Origin of the sequence: Streptomyces sp. NPDC002018 (genome assembly GCF_042890865.1) — a bacterium.
Taxonomy (GTDB): domain Bacteria; phylum Actinomycetota; class Actinomycetes; order Streptomycetales; family Streptomycetaceae; genus Streptomyces.
Genome location: NZ_JBIASO010000013.1, coordinates 26,426 through 46,242 on the forward strand (window position 1 = coordinate 26,426; position 19,817 = coordinate 46,242).

14 protein-coding genes and 2 pseudogenes are annotated in these 19,817 nt (G+C 71.4%); 9 read left to right on the forward strand and 7 right to left on the reverse strand.

Translation table 11 applies throughout. The features are described from left to right. Window positions 1–386 precede the first annotated feature (386 nt). Together ACFYYH_RS21900 and ACFYYH_RS21905 are read left to right on the forward strand one after the other, a co-directional pair. Window positions 387–1,757, forward strand: coding sequence for a bifunctional o-acetylhomoserine/o-acetylserine sulfhydrylase (locus ACFYYH_RS21900; protein ID WP_388553514.1), 1,371 nt, complete (start codon window positions 387–389; stop codon window positions 1,755–1,757). Window positions 1,758–1,867: 110 nt separating this feature from the next. Next, window positions 1,868–2,986 (forward strand): homoserine O-acetyltransferase, encoded by a 1,119-nt coding sequence (locus ACFYYH_RS21905; protein ID WP_388554011.1) that lies wholly within the window; start codon window positions 1,868–1,870, stop codon window positions 2,984–2,986. A gap of 78 nt (window positions 2,987–3,064) precedes the next feature. Here ACFYYH_RS21905 and ACFYYH_RS21910 read toward each other — a convergent pair whose 3' ends face one another. From ACFYYH_RS21910 to ACFYYH_RS21935, 6 genes are all read right to left on the reverse strand, one after another. Continuing rightward, the gene (locus tag ACFYYH_RS21910) at window positions 3,065–4,417 is read right to left on the reverse strand and encodes a M14 family metallopeptidase (protein WP_388553517.1); all 1,353 of its coding nucleotides are present in this window, start codon (window positions 4,415–4,417) and stop codon (window positions 3,065–3,067) included. A 268-nt stretch (window positions 4,418–4,685) separates the two neighbouring features. Further along, on the reverse strand, window positions 4,686–5,120 hold the full coding sequence (locus ACFYYH_RS21915; RefSeq protein WP_388553520.1) for an SSI family serine proteinase inhibitor: 435 nt from the start codon (window positions 5,118–5,120) through the stop codon (window positions 4,686–4,688). A gap of 290 nt (window positions 5,121–5,410) precedes the next feature. Continuing rightward, complete coding sequence (locus tag ACFYYH_RS21920) at window positions 5,411–6,289, reverse strand: peptidoglycan-binding protein (protein ID WP_388553523.1); 879 nt, start codon at window positions 6,287–6,289, stop codon at window positions 5,411–5,413. 117 nt (window positions 6,290–6,406) lie between these two features. Further along, window positions 6,407–6,748, reverse strand: coding sequence for a hypothetical protein (locus ACFYYH_RS21925; RefSeq protein WP_388553525.1), 342 nt, complete (start codon window positions 6,746–6,748; stop codon window positions 6,407–6,409). 52 nt (window positions 6,749–6,800) lie between these two features. Beyond that, window positions 6,801–8,531 carry a cytochrome c oxidase subunit I gene (gene ctaD / locus ACFYYH_RS21930; RefSeq protein ID WP_388553528.1) on the reverse strand — a complete coding sequence of 577 codons (1,731 nt, stop codon included), beginning with the start codon at window positions 8,529–8,531 and terminating at the stop codon, window positions 6,801–6,803. Window positions 8,532–8,863: 332 nt separating this feature from the next. Continuing rightward, window positions 8,864–9,199, reverse strand: coding sequence for a CU044_2847 family protein (locus tag ACFYYH_RS21935; RefSeq protein ID WP_388553531.1), 336 nt, complete (start codon window positions 9,197–9,199; stop codon window positions 8,864–8,866). A gap of 330 nt (window positions 9,200–9,529) precedes the next feature. Between ACFYYH_RS21935 and ACFYYH_RS21940 the strand changes: the two are divergent. The 3 genes and pseudogenes from ACFYYH_RS21940 to ACFYYH_RS21950 all read left to right on the forward strand — a co-directional run. Beyond that, window positions 9,530–9,967: pseudogene (locus ACFYYH_RS21940) on the forward strand (SPW repeat protein); the annotation flags it as partial. A gap of 114 nt (window positions 9,968–10,081) precedes the next feature. Beyond that, the gene (locus tag ACFYYH_RS21945) at window positions 10,082–10,639 is read left to right on the forward strand and encodes an exonuclease domain-containing protein (RefSeq protein ID WP_388553534.1); all 558 of its coding nucleotides are present in this window, start codon (window positions 10,082–10,084) and stop codon (window positions 10,637–10,639) included. 157 nt (window positions 10,640–10,796) lie between these two features. After that, window positions 10,797–11,396: pseudogene (locus tag ACFYYH_RS21950) on the forward strand (N-acetylmuramoyl-L-alanine amidase); the annotation flags it as partial. A gap of 176 nt (window positions 11,397–11,572) precedes the next feature. Here ACFYYH_RS21950 and ACFYYH_RS21955 read toward each other — a convergent pair. Continuing rightward, on the reverse strand, window positions 11,573–13,147 hold the full coding sequence (locus ACFYYH_RS21955; protein WP_388553536.1) for an alpha/beta hydrolase family esterase: 1,575 nt from the start codon (window positions 13,145–13,147) through the stop codon (window positions 11,573–11,575). A gap of 256 nt (window positions 13,148–13,403) precedes the next feature. Here ACFYYH_RS21955 and ACFYYH_RS21960 point away from each other — a divergent pair, with 256 nt between their 5' ends. The 4 genes from ACFYYH_RS21960 (at window position 13,404) to ACFYYH_RS21975 (ending at window position 19,707) form a co-directional block, all read left to right on the forward strand. After that, complete coding sequence (locus ACFYYH_RS21960) at window positions 13,404–15,818, forward strand: SpoIIE family protein phosphatase (RefSeq protein WP_388553539.1); 2,415 nt, start codon at window positions 13,404–13,406, stop codon at window positions 15,816–15,818. Window positions 15,819–16,010: 192 nt separating this feature from the next. Further along, window positions 16,011–17,198 carry a S8 family peptidase gene (locus tag ACFYYH_RS21965; protein ID WP_388553542.1) on the forward strand — a complete coding sequence of 396 codons (1,188 nt, stop codon included), beginning with the start codon at window positions 16,011–16,013 and terminating at the stop codon, window positions 17,196–17,198. A 356-nt stretch (window positions 17,199–17,554) separates the two neighbouring features. After that, the gene (locus tag ACFYYH_RS21970) at window positions 17,555–18,751 is read left to right on the forward strand and encodes a mandelate racemase/muconate lactonizing enzyme family protein (RefSeq protein ID WP_388553544.1); all 1,197 of its coding nucleotides are present in this window, start codon (window positions 17,555–17,557) and stop codon (window positions 18,749–18,751) included. 83 nt (window positions 18,752–18,834) lie between these two features. Continuing rightward, on the forward strand, window positions 18,835–19,707 hold the full coding sequence (locus ACFYYH_RS21975) for a serine protease (RefSeq protein ID WP_388553546.1): 873 nt from the start codon (window positions 18,835–18,837) through the stop codon (window positions 19,705–19,707). The last annotated feature ends 110 nt before the right edge of the window (window positions 19,708–19,817 follow it).

Genomic DNA, 19,817 nt, shown 5'->3' on the forward strand with positions numbered 1-19,817 from the left:
CCGGCATCGAGCGCGCGCCGGCGGCTCCCGCGCGCGGAGACGAGGCGGGTTGTACGCGACGCGGTGCTGTGGTTACCTGACGTCATGACGCTCCGGCTCGTGACCCGCCGCCACGTGGACTACGTGCGTGTCACCAGCACGGGCTGTCACGCCGCACGCTGACGCCGTGCCGGCCGTGCCGGCCGCCGCTTCCCCGGCCGCCGTGGCCCTCGCCATCGCATCCGCCGTTCCCGCAGGGCCGGTCCAGGCCACGCCCCGCGCCGGTGTGCGCCCTCGTGCGCCCCCGCCGCCCGTGTCCTCGCCCTCCCCTGTGCTGACTCCACCCTGCTGTTCACCGTCTCCGCCGTCTCCGCCCGCTCGGCACCCGTACCGCACCAGGGAGAACCATGAGCCAGTCCAGCCAGCCCATCGATTCCGTCACCGCCGGACACACCCCCGAGGACCACTCCGACGGCCCCGACACCTCCGCCTGGTCGTTCGAGACCAAGCAGGTGCACGCGGGCGCCACGCCCGATCCCACCACCGGCGCGCGGGCGGTGCCCGTCTACCAGACCACCTCGTTCGTGTTCCGCGACACGCAGCACGCGGCGGACCTGTTCTCGCTCGCCGAGCCGGGCAATATCTACACCCGTATCCACAACCCCACCCAGGACGCGTTCGAGCAGCGGATCGCCGCGCTCGAAGGCGGCGTCGCCGCCGTGGCGCTGGCCTCGGGGCAGGCCGCGGAGACCCTGGCCATCCTCACGCTCGCCTCCGCCGGGGACCACATCGTCTCCAGCACCTCGCTCTACGGCGGGACGTACAACCTCTTCCGCCACACGCTGCCGAAGTTCGGCATCGAGGTGAGTTTCGTCGACGACCCGGACGACCTCGACGCGTGGCGGGCGGCGATCCGGCCCCACACGAAGGCGCTGTTCGCCGAGACACTGGGCAATCCGCGCGGCAATGTCCTGGACATCGAGGGTGTCGCCGAGGTCGGGCACAGCTCCGGCGTGCCGCTGATCGTGGACAACACGGTGCCGACGCCCTATCTGCTGCGGCCCATCGAGCACGGCGCGGACATCGTCGTGCACTCGGCGACCAAGTTCATCGGCGGCCACGGCACCACGATCGCCGGTGTCGTCGTGGACGGCGGCACCTTCGACTTCGGCGCGCACGCCGAGCGTTTCCCGGACTTCAACGAGCCCGACCCGAGCTATCACGGACTGCGGTACTGGCCGGCCCTGGGCCCGAGCGCGTTCGCGGTCAAACTGCGGGTGCAGCTCCTGCGCGACCTCGGCCCCGCCCTGTCACCGCTGTCGGCGTTCCTGCTCCTCCAGGGGGTCGAGACACTGTCGCTGCGCATCGAGCGGCACTCGGCCAACGCCCAGGCGCTGGCCGAGTGGCTGGAGCAGCGGGACGAGGTCGCCGCGGTGTACTATCCGGGGCTGCCGTCCAACCGCTGGCACGAGGCCGCCCAGCGGTATCTTCCGCGCGGAGCCGGCGCGGTGCTGGCGTTCGAGCTGCGCGACGGGGTGGAGGCGGGCAAGCGCTTCGTCGACGCGGTGGAGCTGTTCAGCCATCTCGCCAACATCGGCGATGTACGGAGCCTCATCATCCACCCCGCCTCGACGACCCACAGTCAGCTCGACGCCGGGCAACTGGCCGCGACCGGCACCTCGCCCGGCCTGGTGCGGCTGTCGGTCGGCATCGAGAACCTCGCCGACCTCAAGGCCGATCTGGAGGCGGGCTTCCGCGCGGCGAAGGGCGCGTCCTGAACACCGGGACCGATACGGACCCCGGACCGCCGGGTTCCGGTTCCCCCGGGCCCGTCCCCCCGGCTTCCGTCCCCCTCCCGCCGGCCACCGGTGCCTGGCGGGAGGGGGACCTGCCGGGCCGCCGCGCGTGGTGGGCCGCGCCGAAGCCGCTGCCCCTGGAGTCGGGCGCCGAACTGCCGGGAGTCCGTATCGCCTACGAGACCTGGGGAGCGCTCGCCCCCGACGCCTCCAACGCGGTCCTGGTGCTGCACGCCCTGACGGGGGACAGCCATGTCGCGGGCCCGGCGGGGCCAGGTCATCCCACGCCCGGCTGGTGGGACGCGCTGATCGGGCCGGGACGGGCCCTGGACACCGACCGCTGGTTCGTCGTCGCGCCCAATGTGCTCGGCGGCTGCCAGGGGAGCACAGGACCGTCCTCGGCCGGCCGGCACGGCGGGCCCTGGGGCTCGGCCTTTCCCCGGCTGACCCAGCGCGACCAGGTGGCCGCGGAGACCGCTCTCGCCGACGAACTGGGCGTCGAACGCTGGGCGTTGGTGCTCGGCGGCTCGATGGGCGGAATGCGGGCCCTGGAGTGGGCCGTCGCCTTCCCCGAGCGCGTGGGAGCGCTGATGCTGCTCGCCACCACGGCGAGCGCGAGCGCGGAGCAGATCGCCTGGGCCACGCTCCAGGCCCGCGCGATCCGCTCCGATCCGTGCTGGCGCGGCGGCGACTACCACGACGCCGGGCCGGGGCGCGGTCCGCACAACGGGCTGGGACTGGCCCGCCGGCTCGCCCATGTCACCTATCGCAGCGAGCCCGAACTGCGGGTCCGGTTCGGACGGGAGCCGCAGGGCGGGGAGGATCCCCGGCGGGGCGGCAGATACCAGGTCGAGTCCTATCTGGACCACCATGCCGCCAAACTCGTACGGCGCTTCGACGCCGGCAGCTATGTGGTGCTCACCGAGGCCATGAACGGCCATGACGTGGGACGGGGGCGCGGCGGCACGGCCGCCGCGCTGCGCCGGGTCACCGCGCCGGCCCTGGTGGCGGGTGTCGACTCGGACCGGCTCTACCCGTCCTCCCAGCAGAGGGAGCTGGCCGCGGGCATCCCCGGCGCGGACCGGATGCGGGTGATCGAGTCGCCGTACGGCCATGACGGCTTCCTCATCGAGACGGACCAGGTCGGCACGCTGGTACGGGAGCTGACCGGTGCCGAAGGACCCGTGCGGCAGGAATCCCGCCCCCGCTGACGGCCGCGCGCACGAGGGCGCCCCCGCCGCCGGCGGGGGCGCCCCTGTACGCACCTCATGGCACCTCACGGCACCGGATCAGCAGTACTGCGCCTCCTTGCCGATGGAGCGGTACATGCAGTCCGCGTTCTCCAGCAACTGGAGCACCGCGTCGCGGTTCCTGCTCGTCTCGCGGTCGATCACCTCGTCGGGCGGGTAGAAGCCGCCGCCCGAACTCGACGACGGGTACATCTCGAAGGTGTACGAGAAGACCTTGTGCGTGCCCCACAGCCAGTCGTCGATCGAACCGTCCGTGATGTAGAGGTCGCTCGCCTGCTCGGCGGTGTAGCCGTTGCTGGCGGCCATCTTCCGGCCGACGGTCGCGAAGGCGTTGCGGTCGTCCGCCGTCATACCGGTCGTGGTGTCCGCGGTGGTGTAGCCGAAGGGCCACAGGACCAGTTCGCTGTAGGTGTGGAAGTCGATCGCGGCCTTGATCTGCTGCACGCCGCCGAGGACCCGGCCGCGGACGAAGTTCGCCACGACCTTCACCTCGGGGGCGGACTCGCCGGCGCTGCCCCGGTAGGTGTCCGAGGAGGGGCTGCTGGAGGAGCCGCCGCAGCAGCCCCACCGGTAGGCCCAGTTGCGGTTGAGGTCCGTACCGATCGCGGTGGAGCCCGAGTTGGGCTGACGGTTCTTGCGCCAGCTCCGGTACGAACCGGTGGCGACGTCGTACTCGCCGCCGTCCGGGTTGAGGTCAGGGACGATCCATATCTCACGGCTGTTGACGAGGTTGGTGACCCGCGAGTCGGTGCCGTAGTCGGAGGTCAGCTCCTTGAGCAGATAGAGCGCCATCTCCACGGTGAGGTGCTCACGCGCGTGCTGGTGGTGGGTGAAGAGGACCTCGGGCTCGCTCTCGTCGGTGGCGACGTTGTCGCTGATCTTGAGGGCGACGATGTTCCTGCCCTGGTACGAGGTGCCGATCACCCGCTGGCTCACCAGGCCGGGGTTGGCCGCGATGACAGCGCTGATCTCGCTCGTCATCTCCGCGTAGTTGTGGTACCTGGAGTCGGCGGAGGGGAAGTCGAACGGCTCGACGACGCCGTTCAGGGTGCGGTCGGGGACGGCGCCCAGCGGTGTGGGGTCGTAGCCGAGCGCGCGCAGCCGCTTCGCCTGCGCGGGATCGGCCGAGACGACCACGGTCTCGCTGTCCGACTCGTCGATGGTCACGCCCGTCCTGGCGAGCGCGGTGCGTGTCGCGGAGGTCGCGTGCATCTGGATCTCGTACTGCCGGATCTCCTCGTCGGCCGCCGCGGCCCTGGCGGCGGCGGACGGGGGCGTGGAGTCGGCGCTGGTGGCCGTGGCGGTGACGCCGAGGGCCAGGGTCAGCAGGGCGGCCAGGGTCGCTGTCCGTCTGCGGCCGGTGGTGCCGCTTGCGCGTGTTCGGAGCCGCATGAAGTCTCCCGGATCTGGAGGTGTGGGGGGTACCGCTGCGACGCGCCCTGTGCGGGATGGATGAAGTCGGGCCGTCCGGGGTCATCCTGCGGGTATGACATGAGCCGGTCAAGAGTGCCGAAATGGCGGCCCGTACGACCGGGGCGGACGGGGGCACGGGTCCGCTCGCGGCGGCTCCCGCCCCTGGCGGCGCCGGGGGCGGGAGCGCGTCGCGGCCGGACGCCCGGCCCCGGCCGCCCGTCGGTGGACGTCCGGAACCGGACGGGTGTCAGAAGGCGAAGACCGCGCCGCTCCCGCTGTCCTTGGCGCACGGGTTGCCGAAGGTGTGGGCGTACGAGAAACGTCTGCCCTCCCAGACGCCCTCCGCCGTCACGGTCACCGGGTTCCACTCCTTGCTGCACGCGGCGCGCGAGCCCGGGGTGGTGATCGTGTCCAGCCGGGCCCGGGTGGCGCGCAGTTCCGCGCAGGCGCCGACCGCGTCCGGATGGCTGCCCTGTGCCGTGGGCGCGCAGGTGAGCGTCACGGCGCGCAGCACCGTACCGGCCGTGGCGTCGTCTCCCGCGGTGACGGCGAGCACCAGGGCGGACGGCGCGTACAGGCTCTCCGCGCCGGTCTGTGCGGCGCTCGCCGCGCCGGTGCCGGCCGGCGTGGTGAACGCCAGGGCGGTGGCGGTGAGCGTCAGGCCTCTTGCGATGGACCGCATGCGAACACTCCTTGGGTCGGGTTCGTGGAACGCAGGCAGTCTTGCCCGCTCCGACCCGGAACGCGTGGCGCCACCACCACATCTGCTCGCTCCGAGTGACGGATCGGATGTGGTCCATGAGGGCGCGGCCGAAGAGCCCGTGTCCGGTGATGGATCAATGGATCATAAGAGCGAAAACCGTTCGCGCCTTTGACCGCGAGGACCGGCTGTCCGGCGCCCCGGCCGCGGAGTCGCTCCGCGGCCGGGGCCCGCGAAGTGGCTCCGCGCGCACGGGGCGCCGGGCCGGTGGATCAGACGTTGGGCACCTTGAGACGGTCCCAGCTCGTCTTTCCCGGCGTACCGTCGGCGTCACCACCGGTGTAGCCGAGCTTGCGCTGCCAGGCGGCGTACGACGCGCGGTCGGCGTCGGACCACGCCGGTCCCGGCCCGACCTCGTACCGTCCGCACCCCTCCGCCACCAGCCGCTTGCCCATCGCCGTGATGATCGCGCTGCGCCGGCCGGCCGCGAAGAACGCGGCTCCGGGGAACGGTTCGTAGGCCACCGGGGGCTTCGGCGGCGGGGAGGGGGTGCCGGGGCCGGCGGCGAGCCGCTCCTTGACGCGCCCGCGCATCGACTCCATGGTGAAGCCGCGCGGGTCGATCTTGCCCGGCTGCCACTCCAGATGCCCTATCACGGAGCGGTGACTCCAGCCGTGCGCCCGGCAGACGGCCGCCGCGGCCTTCTCGATCGCCTCCAACTGGGCGGCCGGCCACGGGTCCTTGCCGTCGCCCAGATTCACGGCCTCGAAGCCGTAGAAGTGCCGGTTGCCGTCGGTGTTGGCCTCGTTGTCGGCGGGCAGCGCCGATTCGCCGATCACGGCGCGCAGGACCTCGTCGTCACCGAGGCCGGCGTGGTTGGCCCGGCCGTTGCCGACGAGATGGACCGAGCCGTCCTTGGCGATCACCCCGTGGCACAGCGGGCCCGGCAGGGTGGAGTGGCCGTTGTAACACAGCTCGACCGAGGCGGCCGTGCCCGAGGTGACGGTGTGATGGATCATCACGCCGTGCAGCGGGCCCCAAGGACCCTTGTGATTGCGGTTGTGCGTCCGCCAGCTCCGGTGCTCGACGACCTTCAGTCCCTCGTCCCGGAGTGCTTTCAGGAGTTTCGCGGCGGTCAGAGGAGTTGCCATGGTGGTGCTCCTTCCCAGGTGCGATGGGCCGATTCTGCCGCGCCCCCGGTTCTCCCGTCGCACCGCCCGTGCCGCACGGCGCCGCCGGGCCCCGGCACCGCCCCGCCGCACCCGCCGTCAACGGCCGAGAGACATCACCGCCGCGCACAGGCCGCCCGCCGCGCCCACCGCCAGAACGGCCGCCGCCACACAGCGTGTTCTGAGCCGCCGGTAGCGCTCCGTGTACTCGTCGCGCAGTTCGGCGGCGCGTTCCGAGATCCGGACGAGCATCGCCTTGGAGAGCGCCAGCCGGTCGGCGACATAGACGCGTTCCACGTCCTCGCGCTGGGCCGTCGTCAGCCAGGGCAGCTGTTCGCAGAAGCGCACCGCCCGCGCGCGGGCGTCCCCGACCTCGGCGCTCCACAGGAGATAGCCTTCGAGCTGGACAAGACCGCGAGCGCTGTCCTGGTCGGGCTCCACGCGTTCCTCCTCGTTCCGGCGCGGCGTGCCACGCCCTCTCCGGCTCCTGTTCTCACTTCTGGTTGTCCCCCGGCGCCACCGTCGCGGAGGTGTCGTGCCGGTTCGCGGCCTCGTCGAGCGTCCGGATGGCGGGGTAGTGCAGATCGAACGCCGGGGACTCGGAACGGATCTTCGGCAGGGTGAGGAAGTTGTGCCGCGGCGGCGGGCACGAGGTCGCCCACTCCAGGGAGCGCCCGTAGCCCCAGGGGTCGTCCACGTCGATCTTCTTGCCGTACTTCGCGGTCTTCCAGACGTTGTAGAAGAACGGCAGCATCGACAGCCCGAGCAGGAAGGAGGAGATGGAGGAGACGGTGTTGAGCGCGGTGAATCCGTCGGAGGCGAGATAGTCCGCGTACCGGCGCGGCATTCCCTCGGCGCCCAGCCAGTGCTGGACGAGGAACGTGCCGTGGAATCCGACGAACAGCGTCCAGAAGGTGATCTTCCCGAGCCGCTCGTCCAGCATCTTCCCGGTGAACTTCGGCCACCAGAAATGGAATCCGGCGAACATCGCGAACACCACGGTGCCGAAGACGACGTAGTGGAAGTGCGCGACCACGAAGTACGAGTCGGACACATGGAAGTCCAGGGGCGGCGAGGCCAGCAGGACACCGGTGAGGCCGCCGAACAGGAAGGTGACCAGGAAGCCGATCGACCAGAGCATCGGGGTCTCGAAGGAGAGCGAGCCGTGCCACATGGTGCCGATCCAGTTGAAGAACTTCACCCCGGTCGGCACCGCGATCAGGAAGGACATGAAGGAGAAGAACGGCAGCAGTACACCGCCCGTCACGAACATGTGGTGTGCCCACACGGTGATCGAGAGACCCGCGATCGCGATGGTCGCGCCCACCAGACCGATATAGCCGAAGACCGGCTTGCGGCTGAAGACCGGGAGGATCTCGGTGACGATGCCGAAGAACGGCAGGGCGATGATGTACACCTCGGGATGGCCGAAGAACCAGAAGAGGTGCTGCCAGAGCAGGGAGCCGCCGTTGGCCGCGTCGAAGACATGCGCGCCGAACTTGCGGTCCGCCTCCAGGGCGAGCAGCGCGGCGGCCAGCACGGGGAAGGCGAACAGCACCAGCAGGGCGGTCAGCAGCACGTTCCAGGTGAAGATCGGCATCCGGAACATCGTCATGCCGGGGGCGCGCATACAGACGATCGTGGTGATGAAGTTGACCGAACCGAGGATCGTGCCGAAGCCCGAGAAGGCCAGCCCCATGATCCACAGATCACCGCCGACCCCCGGCGAGTGGACCCCGTCGGTGAGGGGGGAGTACGCGAACCAGCCGAAGTCCGCGGCGCCGTTGGGGGTCAGGAACCCCGCCACCACGATGAGCGAGCCGAAGAGATAGAGCCAGTACGCCAGGATGTTCAGCCGGGGGAAGGCGACATCGGGCGCGCCGATCTGGAGCGGCATGATCCAGTTGGTGAAGCCGGCGAACAGCGGTGTCGCGAACATCAGCAGCATGATCGTGCCATGCATCGTGAACGCCTGGTTGAACTGCTCGTGCGAGATGATCTGGATCCCGGGACGGGCCAGTTCGGCGCGCATGAAGAGCGCCAGCACACCGCCCATGATGAAGAATCCGAATGAAGTGACCAGATAGAGCGTGCCGATCGTCTTATGATCGGTGGTGGTCAGCCATCCGACGATGACAGCGCCCGGCCGCTTGCGCCGTACCGGCACCTCGTTCTCGTAGGAGTCCTCGGCCTCAGCCGACTCTTCCGTGCCTGTCGTCGTCACTGCAACGTTCCTCCGGTCAACGCCTGGGGTGGGGACTCGGCAAGCAGCATGGCGTTGCTTTCCCCGGCGCGGCGCGACCGCTTCCTCCCCGGCGCGTCGTCAAGGCTCCCGGCGAACCCGTCGGAGGTGCGGATTTTCCGGGCCAGCGCGGCGAACCGGACAGCCGCGCACGGCCCTTCCCCCGTCAGCCCCCGCGACATGACTTTCACCCGATAGGGCGGTCGGCGCGGGGTTACGGGCGCGGGCGGCCGGTGTCCCGCGGTCCCGTACCCGGGTACGGGACCGCGGGTACGCGTCGGCCCCACGTACGGACATGGCGCGATGACGGCCGGTCAGGAGGTCGGCAGCGAGCCGCTGTGCCACTCCAGGTGCACGGTGAAATTGGCCTCGGTGGCGGCCTTCGCCACCACCACCCCGGCCTCGGCGGTGAGCTTGACACCGAAGTCCACGGCCACGGTGTCCGGCGGATGCGCCAGCTCGCGCACCTTCTCCACCATCACATTGAGCGCCGGGCGCACCCGGTCCAGAGCCTCCTGCAAGGTCTCGGCGACGGTCTGCACCTCGGCGCCCCCGCGGGCCGCCCTGGATATCCCGCCGTCCTCCCCCTCGTCGATCTCCAAGGGGACGGACGTCCCGTCCGAGAGCCGCAGTTCCCCCATGTACGGCATGGCCACCCCTCCGCCGCCCGGTCGATCAGCCCCGTAAGGATCCAGCGAAATGCCCCTGAAAGCAACGCGGTTGCGGTGCCGCTTCCCGCCCCGGCGCCCTTCGGCCCGCTCCGGGCGGCACCCACCGCCACCGTTCGCTCACCCTCCGTGCGGGGTGCGACGCGGTGGGCGCGGAGCCGCCGGGGAGATGTGAACGGGCTCTGAGGTGCGGCGATGGTCCGCCGGGGCCCCGCGTTTAACAAAAACCGACAAAGCGCGCAGAATGGACAGAGCGCGACCCGGTGTCGCGCCTCGCGGTCAGACTTGCGGCGAACGAAGGAGGCGAGTCGTATGGCCGACGTTTCACATGCGAGGGGGGACCTTGCCGGTCATCCCGATGTCCCCGAGATGCGGGAGCGGTACGCGCGCATGCTCGGCGGACGCGATGTGGCGCTCGTGGACGGACCGGTGTTCCTCGTCGGTCTGTACTGCGCGCTGTCACCCTGGATCCTGCACTTCTCGAACACCCAGCAGTCGCTGACGATCCACAACGTGATCATCGGTATCGCCATCGTCGTGCTGGCGCTCGGCTTCACCAGCGCCCCGGCGAGGATGTACGGGCTGAGCTGGGCCATGTGTCTCATGGGAGTGTGGCTGATCGTGTCCCCCTGGGTCGTGGGCAGCGGCCCCGACAAGGGCATCATCTGGAGCAATGTCGTCATCGGCGCGCTGACCTTCCTGCTCGGTCTGCTCTGCGCGGGCGCCGCGATGAGGAGCGGACGCAAGCGCCGGGTCGGCACGGTGGAAGACAGCCCTCTCGGACCCCCGCAGGGAAACAGCCGACTCGGCCCCAACCAAGGAAACAGGTGACCGCCAGGCGAACTTCGCACTACGCTCTGCGGCATGCGCAGCTCCGGGGGACTGCTGAACGTCGTTGACGTGGAAGCCACTTGCTGGGACGGAACGCCACCGCCCGGCGCCGTCAGCGAGATCATCGAGATCGGACTGACCGTCGTCGACCTCGACGCGGGCGAACGGATCGCGCGGCACCGTATTCTCGTACGGCCCGCGCGGTCCACGGTCAGCGACTTCTGTACCGGGCTGACCGGCCTGACCCAGGCGGAAGTGGACACAGGCCTCGGCTTCGCCGAGGCCTGCCGCGTGCTCGCGGTGGAACACGCGGCCGGTCTGCGGCCCTGGGCGAGCTGGGGCGACTACGACCGGCGGCAGTTCGCCCGGCAGTGCAGGACCAGCAGCGCCACGTACCCCTTCGGGCAGCGGCACACCAACGCCAAGCTGGCCTTCACCGCCGCCCACGGACTGCGCAGGCGCCCGGGGATGGCCGAGGCGCTGCGCATCGCGGGACTTCCGCTGGAGGGCCGCCACCACCGCGGGGACGACGACGCGTGGAACATCGCCGCGCTGGTCCTGACGCTCGCGGCCCGGGGTGCCTGGGTGTAGGCCGCGGGGAACCGTTTGGGGCAGAAGGGTGGTCTTCCCTGTCCGGGTGACCCGGGTGCCGGGTCGATCCCGGCGGGGACCGTCCCGCCGTTCAGCATGGGGCGGGCCGCGCCGCGCGTGCGGCCCGCCGGCCCGCCCAGCAGAACAGGAGAGCCCCATGGAAACCGAAGGAACCGCCCCGACGCGACGGGCGTTACTCCGCGCCGGCGCGTATCTCGGCTCCACGGCTCTCGCGGCCGGCACGGCCTCCGCCGTCGCGCGGGCCGGTGAACGCCGGGCCCCCGTCGCGCCTCCCCCCACGCACTGGATGCCGGCCACCCCCGCCAACTACACGGTCTCCGACCGCCCCTCGGAGTATCCGGTCGAGTTCGTCGTCATCCATGTGACGCAGGTGGCCTTCCAGAAGGCCAGGAGGATCTTCCAGAATCCGGCCAAGCAGGTCTCCGCGCACTACATGGTCGCCTCGGCCGACGGGTACATCGGCCAGTTCGTGCGGGAGCGGGACATCGCCTGGCACGCGGGCAACTGGGACTACAACACCCGCAGCGTGGGAATCGAGCACGAGGGCTGGGTGGACCGGCCCGCGTACCTCACCGACGCGCTCTACGACGCGTCGGCGGCGCTGACCGCCGCCGTCTGCGACCGGTACGGCCTGCCGAAGGACCGGGGCCACATCATCGCGCACAGCGAGGTCCCCGGCGCCACGCACACGGATCCCGGGCGCTACTGGGACTGGGACCGCTATATCGACATGGTCAACCGCACCGGCCCGGGGGCGCGTTGGGGGGCGGGGCCCCCCCCCCCCCCCCCCCCCCCCGCGGGGGGGGGGGGGGGGGGGCGGGCGCGCCCCCCCCCCCCCGCCCCCGCGCGCGGCGCTGTGGTGGGCTGTGCCGGGCCCGAGCGCCGAAGACGGCGGACCGGTACGGGGGCTGGTTACTCCTCCCACTCCACCGTCAGCGTCGCGTCGGCGCCCGACTTCAGAAAGACGTACGCCGTCGAGGCCGGCGCGTTCACCAGGCGCAGCCGTGCCTGGGTGACGCCCGTACGGTTGACCGTGGTGAAGGCGCCGGACGCCTTCGTCCCGGAGGTGAAGGCGCCGAACTCCGCCGCCTCCGTCACCGAGGCCGCGGCGCCCCAGTCGTCCGACCCCGTCGAACAGGCGGCACCGAAGCAGCCGGTCCTGATGTCCAGCACCAGCCGGTTGCCCGCCGCCCAGGGATCACCGCCGCCGCTGCCGCGCGCCACCGTCACATAGGCCCGCTTCACGTTCGCGCCGTCCGGCAGGGACGAGGTGTCGAACGAGAGGAGGGCGCGGTTGTGGAGCCCGTCCGTACCCCGGCCGACCGCGACCCCGAGGCTGCCTTCGAGGGTGCCGACGGCGGGAGCGCCGCCCGTCGCCGACGCCTTCACATACCCGTCGTCCGCGCCCAGGCTCGGAAACACCACGGTGCGCGGCGGCTCCTCCCCGCCGGGCTCGCCGGGATCCTCCGGCGTGCCACCGCCACCGCCCAGACCCCAGAACTGACCGATGCGGTACGAGGCACAGATGTTGACGTCCAGGATGTACGCGCCCGCGGTGCCGCACTGCTCGGCCCCCGTACCCGGGTCGACCGGCTGGCCGTGCCCCATGCCGGTGAGGGAGTACGTCTCCACCACGGCCCGTCCGGCGCCGTCGCGGTACACCGCGTGCGGATAGCCCGCCACGGTGTCGTTGGTGTCGGCCGTGGCGTCCGTGCCGTGGACGGCGGTCCACTGCTCCACGGTCTCCCGCATGTTGGCGGGGACGACCGTCGCGTCACTGGTGCCCTGCCAGACCGAGACCGACGGCCTGCTCCCGGTGTAACCGGGGTACGCGCCACGGACCTTGTCCGCCCAGGCGGCCGGTGTGAGGTTGGTCCCCGGGCTCATGCAGGTGTAGGCGGCCAGCACACTGGTCGCACAGGCGTAGGGCAGCCCCGCCACCGGCGCTCCGGCGGCGAAGACGTCCGGGTAGGCGGCGAGCATCACATTGGTCATCGCGGCCCCGGCGGAGAGCCCGGTCGCGTACACCCGCCCCGGGGCACTGCCCAGATCGGTCTTCATCCGGTCCGTCATCTGCTTGATCGACAGGGCTTCGCCCGCGCCCCGCCCTATGTCGCCGGATTCGAACCAGTTGAAGCAGGAGTTGAGATTGTTCCCGGACTGCTGCTGCGGCAGCAGCAGGGCGAAGCCCCACTGGTCGGCCCACTTGGTCCAGCCGGTCTCGGTGTCGAACGCGGCGGCCGACTGCGTACAGCCGTGCATCGCCACGACCAGGGGCCGGCCCGTGGGCAGACCGTCGGGCACATAGCGGAACATCCGCAGATTTCCGGGGTTCGAGCCGAACCCGGTGACTTCGGTGAGCGACGCGGCCCGCGCCACGGGCACGAACCCGGGCCCACCCGCACCGAGCAGGGCGACCAGCAGCGCGAGCAGCAGCCCGGCGGTGGAGAGTTTTCTCTGACGGGTTCGTGTACGGGTTCCCTGCATGGCGGCTCCTTCGAGGTGTCCCCCCTCTGGTGGATACGGAGAGTAGGGCCGCTCACGCACCGCCGAGCACGGGCCGGACCACCATCAATCCGGTGGAGCGGTGGGGTCCGGCCATATGGACGCCCTACGGAGCGGCACCGTCCGGCGACGGACCGCTCCACCACGCATGACGCCCCACGCGGAGGGAATACCAGTGTGAAGGGCTAATAGTCCGATATGTGGAGAATCATGAAATTGTGCGAAAGCTGAGATCGGGATGGATGACACGCGCGGCACGGCCGCCTCGCGGACGCCGGCCGGGTCCGGCGGCGGGGTGACCTGGGCCACGGCGACCGTCGACGCGCAGGGCGTCGTCCTGGCCTGGAGCACGGCCGCCGAGCACCTGCTCGGCTACGCGCCCGTCGAGATCGTGGGACACCCCGCCTCGGAGCTGCTGCGAGGCGCTCTGCCCGCCTCCGGGCGGCGCTCCCTGTCCCGCAAGGAGCCGTGGAGCGGCCGGATCCCGGCACGGCACCGGGACGGCGGCCCCGTGGACGTGGACCTGCTGGCCTCCCCGCTCCGGAGCGCCGACGGAACCGGCCAGTGGCTGCTGGCGACCGTGGCCCACCCCTTTCCCGCCCCCGGCGCCGATCTGGCGGAGCGTTCCTTCGCCCAGGCGGTGCTCCCGATGGCGATCCACGACACGGACCTCCGGCTGCTGCGTGCCAACCACGAGATGTGCCGGATCGTCGGCCTCACCGAGGACGAGATGCGCGGGAGGCGGTCCGGATTCCTGACGGAGAACCGTACGGACGCCCACGTCGAGAGGCCCATGCGACGGGCACTGCGCACGGGCGAACCCGAGACCGCGCTGACCTTCCGCCGGGCGGCGGGCGAGCACCACGAGCGCGCCTGGAACGTGTCGCTCTCACCGCTCACGGACCAGGAAGGACGGGTGAGGGCCGTGGCCGTGACCGGCCTGGAGATCAGCGAGGAGTACCGGGCCCGCGAGGGCCTCGCCCTGCTCAACGAGGCGGGCCTGCGGATCGGCACCACGCTGGATGTGACCCGTACCGCCCAGGAGCTGGCGAGCACACCCCTGCCCCGGTTCGCCGACTTCATCAGCGTCGATCTGCTGGACTCCGTACTGCACGGTGACGAGCCGACGCCCGGCCCGCCCACCGGCGACGTACGGCTGCGGCGGGTCGCGCACCGCTCCGCCCACCGGCCCGACGCCCCCGAGGCGGCCGTCGCCCTCGGTGACGTCGACAACTACCCCGAGTACTCACCCCCCGCCCGCTGTCTGTCCACCGGCCGGGCCGTTCTCACCGGGCCCTGGGACACCGAGTACCTCAAGTGGATGACGCGGGACCCCAACCGGGCCGCCAACTGCCCGCGCTACGGGGTCCAGTCGATCGTGGCGGCGCCCCTGGTCGCCCGGGGGAACATCCTGGGCGCTGCCCTCTTCTGCCGCAGCGTCAACCCGGAGGCCTTCACCGAGGAGGATCTGCTGCTCGCCGAACAGCTCGCGGCCCGCGCCGCCGTCTGTATCGACAACGCACGGCGGTACACCCGGGAACGCGGCACCGCCGTCACCCTGCAACGCAGTCTGCTGCCCCGGGGAGAGGCCCCGCAGTCGGCCGTGGAGGTCGCCACCCGTTACCGGCCCGCCGACAGCCAGTACGGGGTGGGCGGCGACTGGTTCGACGTCATCCCGCTCTCCGGCTCCCGGGTCGCCCTGGTGGTGGGTGATGTGGTCGGCCACGGCATCCACGCGTCCGCCACGATGGGCCGGCTGCGCACCGCCGTCCGCACGCTCGCGGACATGGACCTGCCGCCCGACGAGCTGTTCACCCATCTGGACGATGTGGTCGTACGGCTCGCCTCGGAGAACACCGGCGCGGTGGCCGACGACGCCAATGTCGGCGCGAGTTGTCTCTACGCCGTCTACGACCCCGTGTCCCGCCACTGCTGTGTGTCCCGCGCCGGCCATCCGCCGCCCGTGCTCGCCGGGCCCGACGGCACGGTGGAAGTGCTCCAGGTGCCGGCGGGACCGCCGCTGGGCCTGGGTGATCTGCCCTTCGAATCGGCCGAGTTCGACATCCCGGAGGGCAGTCTGCTCGTCCTCTACACCGACGGGCTGATCGAGTCCCGCGAACACGACGCCGGCTCCGGCATCGAGGTGCTGTGCGACATCCTGCGCACCCCCTCGCCCTCGCTGGAGTCCGTCTGCGACACCGTGCTCCAGTCCCTGTACTCCAGCACTCCCGTCGACGACGTCGCCCTCCTCGTCGCACGCACCCATACGCTGGACGCCGGCCAGGTCGCCACCTGGGAGCTGCCGGCCGAGCCCGCGCTGGTCGCCGACGCCCGCGAACGGGTGACGGGCCAGCTCGCCTCCTGGGGCCTGGAGGAGCTGACCTTCAGTACGGAGCTGGTGGTCAGCGAGCTGTTCACCAACGCCATCCTGCACGCCGGGGGCCCCGTCCGGTTGCGGCTGATCCGTGACCGGACCCTGATCTGCGAGGTCTCCGACAGCAGTACCACGGCCCCGCACATGCGCCGGGCGCGTGTCTTCGACGAAGGGGGCCGGGGACTGCTGCTGGTGGCCCAGCTCAGCGAGCGCTGGGGCACCCGGCAGATCCCCACGGGGAAGTCCATCTGGGCCGAACAGGCGCTCCCCGCCGCCTGACCCGTACCCTTCCGTATCCCTCCGTATTCCTGCGTATCCGGTCCCCGGCGCGGCGCTCCCCGGCCGCGGCGGGGCGCTGCGCCATTCGGCCGACGCCGCTCAAGCGGAGCGTGTGTCGTGGACGAAGGACGGGTGTTCCTCCCTCGCGTACACCCCTGTCCGCGACCGAATCCGTCATCCCAAGGAGAACGCATGCGCCTGCGCACGCGCTGGGCACCGGCCGCCCTTCTGCTGCTCGTCCCCCTGCTCGGCGGTACCGACGCCCTGGCCGGGGCCCGTGAGGACCACATTCCGGTGGAACGTTCCGCGCGGGCGGTGCCCCACCAGTACATCGTCACGCTGAAGCCCACGCTCTCACCGGCCGAGGCGACGCGGCGGCTCGGTCTCGACCCGCTCTTCGTCTACGAGACCACTCTGCGGGGATTCGCCGCCGTCCTCACGCCCTCCCAGCTCGGCGCGGTACGCGCGCTCCCCGGGGTCGCGGCGGTGGAGGAGAACGGCCGGGTCTCTGTCAGTCCGCCCGTGGCGGGGCGGGACCGCGGCCGGGACCGGAACACCGTGGCGAGCTGGGGCCTCGACCGGATCGACCAGCGGAATCTGCCCCTCGACAAGGAGTTCACCGTGACCGGCACGGGCAGGGGCGTCACGGCGTACATCCTCGACACCGGGATCGAGACCGCGAACAGCGAGTTCGGCGGCCGCGCCACGGTCGGTTTCGACGCCCTCCGCGACCGGCGCAACGGCCAGGACTGCAACGGCCACGGCACGCATGTGGCGGGCATCGCGGGCGGTGCGGTCCATGGTGTGGCCCGCTCGGTCTCGCTGGTCGGCGTACGCGTACTCGACTGCCGGGGCAACGGCACCTGGGCCGGCATCCTCGCCGGGCTCGACTGGATCGCCAGGAACGCCAAGAAGCCCGCGGTCCTCAATGTGTCACTCGGCGGGCCCTCGTCCACGGCGGCCGACGACGCGGCCGACGCCGTCGCGGCCCGGGGTGTCCTGCCCGTCGTCGCGGCGGGCAACGAGTCCGCGGACGCCTGCGCCGCCTCGCCGGCGGGCGCCGAACAGGTGGTCGCCGTGGGCGCGACCGACGTACAGGACCGTGAGGCCGACTTCAGCAACTACGGCGAGTGCGTGTGGACATACGCCCCGGGCTCCGCCGTCGTCTCGGCCAGACTCGGCGGCGGCTCCGTCGCGCAGAGCGGCACCTCCATGGCGAGCCCGCATGTCGCCGGGGTCGTCGCGCTGTACCAGGAGAAGCACCCGGAGGCGAGCCCCAAGGACATCGCCCTCTGGATCGCGGAACAGGCGGGCAAGAACCTGGTGTCGCCCATCAGCAAGGGCTCGCCCAACCGTCTGCTCCACACCGGCGGACTCTGACCGTACCGGCGGCGGGGCCGGCCCCCGTCCCCGTGCTCTCCCGTGCGCCCCTGCCGGGCCCGATCCGGGCCCGGCAGGGGCGTTTTCGTGGTCAGGCATGACCGAGGGCCTCCCGTTCGGATCGTGCTGGGCTCGCGACCCAGCCTGATCCAAACGAAAGGCCCTGGGGGCCGGCGAGGCGTGGACGGGGCGACCGGGGGGCAGGGCTCTCCTCGTCGCCGTGCCGGCCCGACGGGTTCGACTACGCGGGGCGCGGTCGCCGGGGCAGCCGTCCGTTCCGGCCGCCCTCATCCCGACGGCCGGTCTCCGACGCCGTAATGCGACGTACCCCGCGCGTAGTTCGAAGGAGCCGTGTCATGTCAGCCGCCGCCCAGCCCTCCACCCCCCGGCCCTCCGCCGCCCAGCCGTTCGCCCAGGCCCCGGGGCCGGCCACGCTCGACCGGATCTGCGGCGTCCGTCTCTCGCTCGTCAGGCTGCCGCTGCCCGCCCCGGTCAGCGACGCCAAAGTACTGACGGGGCGTCAGAAGCCGCTCACCGAGATCGCGTTCGTCTTCGCGGAGATCAGCACCGAGGGCGGCCACGAGGGGATCGGCTTCGGCTACTCCAAGCGGGCGGGCGGTCCCGGACTGTACGCCCATGCCCGGGAGATAGCCCTCGAGCTGATCGGTGAGGACCCCAGCGACACCGGCCGGCTCTGGCAGAAGCTGGTCTGGGCGGGCGCGTCGATGGGCCGCAGCGGACTGACCACCCAGGCCGTCGCCGCCTTCGACATCGCCCTGTGGGACCTCAAGGCCCGCCGGGCGGGACTGCCCCTGGCCAAGCTGCTGGGCGCCCACCGTGACTCCGTACGCTGTTACAACACCTCCGGCGGATTCCTCTCCGCCCCCCTCGACCAGGTCCTGGAGAACGCCGGCCTGGCGCTGACGCGGGGCATCGGCGGTATCAAGATCAAGGTGGGCCAGCCGGACCACCGGACGGACCTGCGGCGCGTCGAGGCCGTACGGGAACGCCTCGGCGAGGACGTGCCGTTGATGGTCGACGCCAACCAGCAGTGGGACCGCACCACCGCCGCCCGGATGGGCCGCGCCCTGGAGGGCTTCGGTCTCACCTGGATCGAGGAACCGCTGGACGCCTATGACGCCGAGGGGCACGCCGCACTGGCCGCGAGCCTGGACACCCCCGTGGCCACCGGTGAGATGCTCACCAGCGTCGCGGAGCACACCGGCCTGATCATGTCCGGAGCCGCCGACTTCATCCAGCCCGACGCGCCCCGGGTCGGCGGGATCACCCCCTTCCTCCGGATCATGGCGCTCGCCGACCACAGGTTCCTGGGCATGGCGCCCCACTTCGCGATGGAGATCCACCTCCATCTCGCCGCCGCCTATCCCCGGGCCACCTGGGTCGAGCACTTCGAGTGGCTGGAGCCGCTGTTCAACGAACGGCTCGAACTGCGGGAGGGCCGGATGGTCGTGCCGAGCCGCCCCGGACTGGGTCTCTCACTCAGCGATCAGGCCGCGGCGTGGACCTCGGAGACGGCAACGGTCGTGCGCTGAGGCGTGGTTGCCCGCCGCCGTGGGCGCATCCACAATGCGCATGACAAAACCGAAGGCACTTCGGTCACAGAGGGGACCCCCACATGAAGAAGCCTCTCCTCGGCGCGCTCCTCGCCGTCCTGCTCCTCGGAGCGGGTACGGCACCCGTGATGGCAGCGAGCCATGACACGGTGGCGCCGACGACGGCCGCCACGACCGACACGACTCCTCAAGTCGAGGTCAAGGCGGTCGACTTCGCCGGAACGGTGGCACTCAGCAACTGCTCGGGCTCCGTGGTCCGTACGCCGGGCTCGCAGCCGAACGATCCCGCCCTGGTCCTGTCCAACGGCCACTGTCTGGAGACCGGCTTCCTCGGCCCCGGCGAGGTCGTCGTCGGCCGGGCCTCCACCCGTACCTTCAGTCTGCTGAACTCCGCGGGCAGCAGCGTCGCGACCCTGCGCGCCGGCAAGATCGCGTATGCGACGATGACCGACACCGATGTCTCGCTGTACCAGCTCACCAGCACCTATGCCCAGATCCAGAACACGTACGGGATCACGGCGCTGGAACTGAACACCACACGTCCGGTCCAGGGCAGCGCCATCAAGGTGGTCTCCGGCTACTGGAAGCGCATCTACAGCTGCAATGTCGACGGCTTCGCCTACCGGTTGAAGGAGGGCGACTGGACCTGGAAGGACTCGGTCCGCTACACCTCCGCCTGCAACACCATCGGCGGCACCTCGGGTTCGCCCGTGATCGACAACACCACCGGCAAGGTCGTCGCCGTCAACAACACCGGCAACGAGTCCGGCGGCCGGTGCACGCTCAACAACCCGTGCGAGGTGGACCAGAACGGCACGGTGACGGTGCGCCAGGGCATCAACTACGCCCAGGAGACCTATGGCATCGTGCCCTGCGTCGGCGCGGGCAACCAGATCGACCTGAACCGCGCGGGCTGCGCCCTGCCCAAGCCGTAACGCCCCAGGGCCTCCCGCCCTGGGCCTCTCGACCCTGGGCGGGAGCGCGGACCATCCGTGAACGCGGCGCCGCCGGCCGTCCGGCGGCGCCGTCGCCCCGCCCCGCCCGC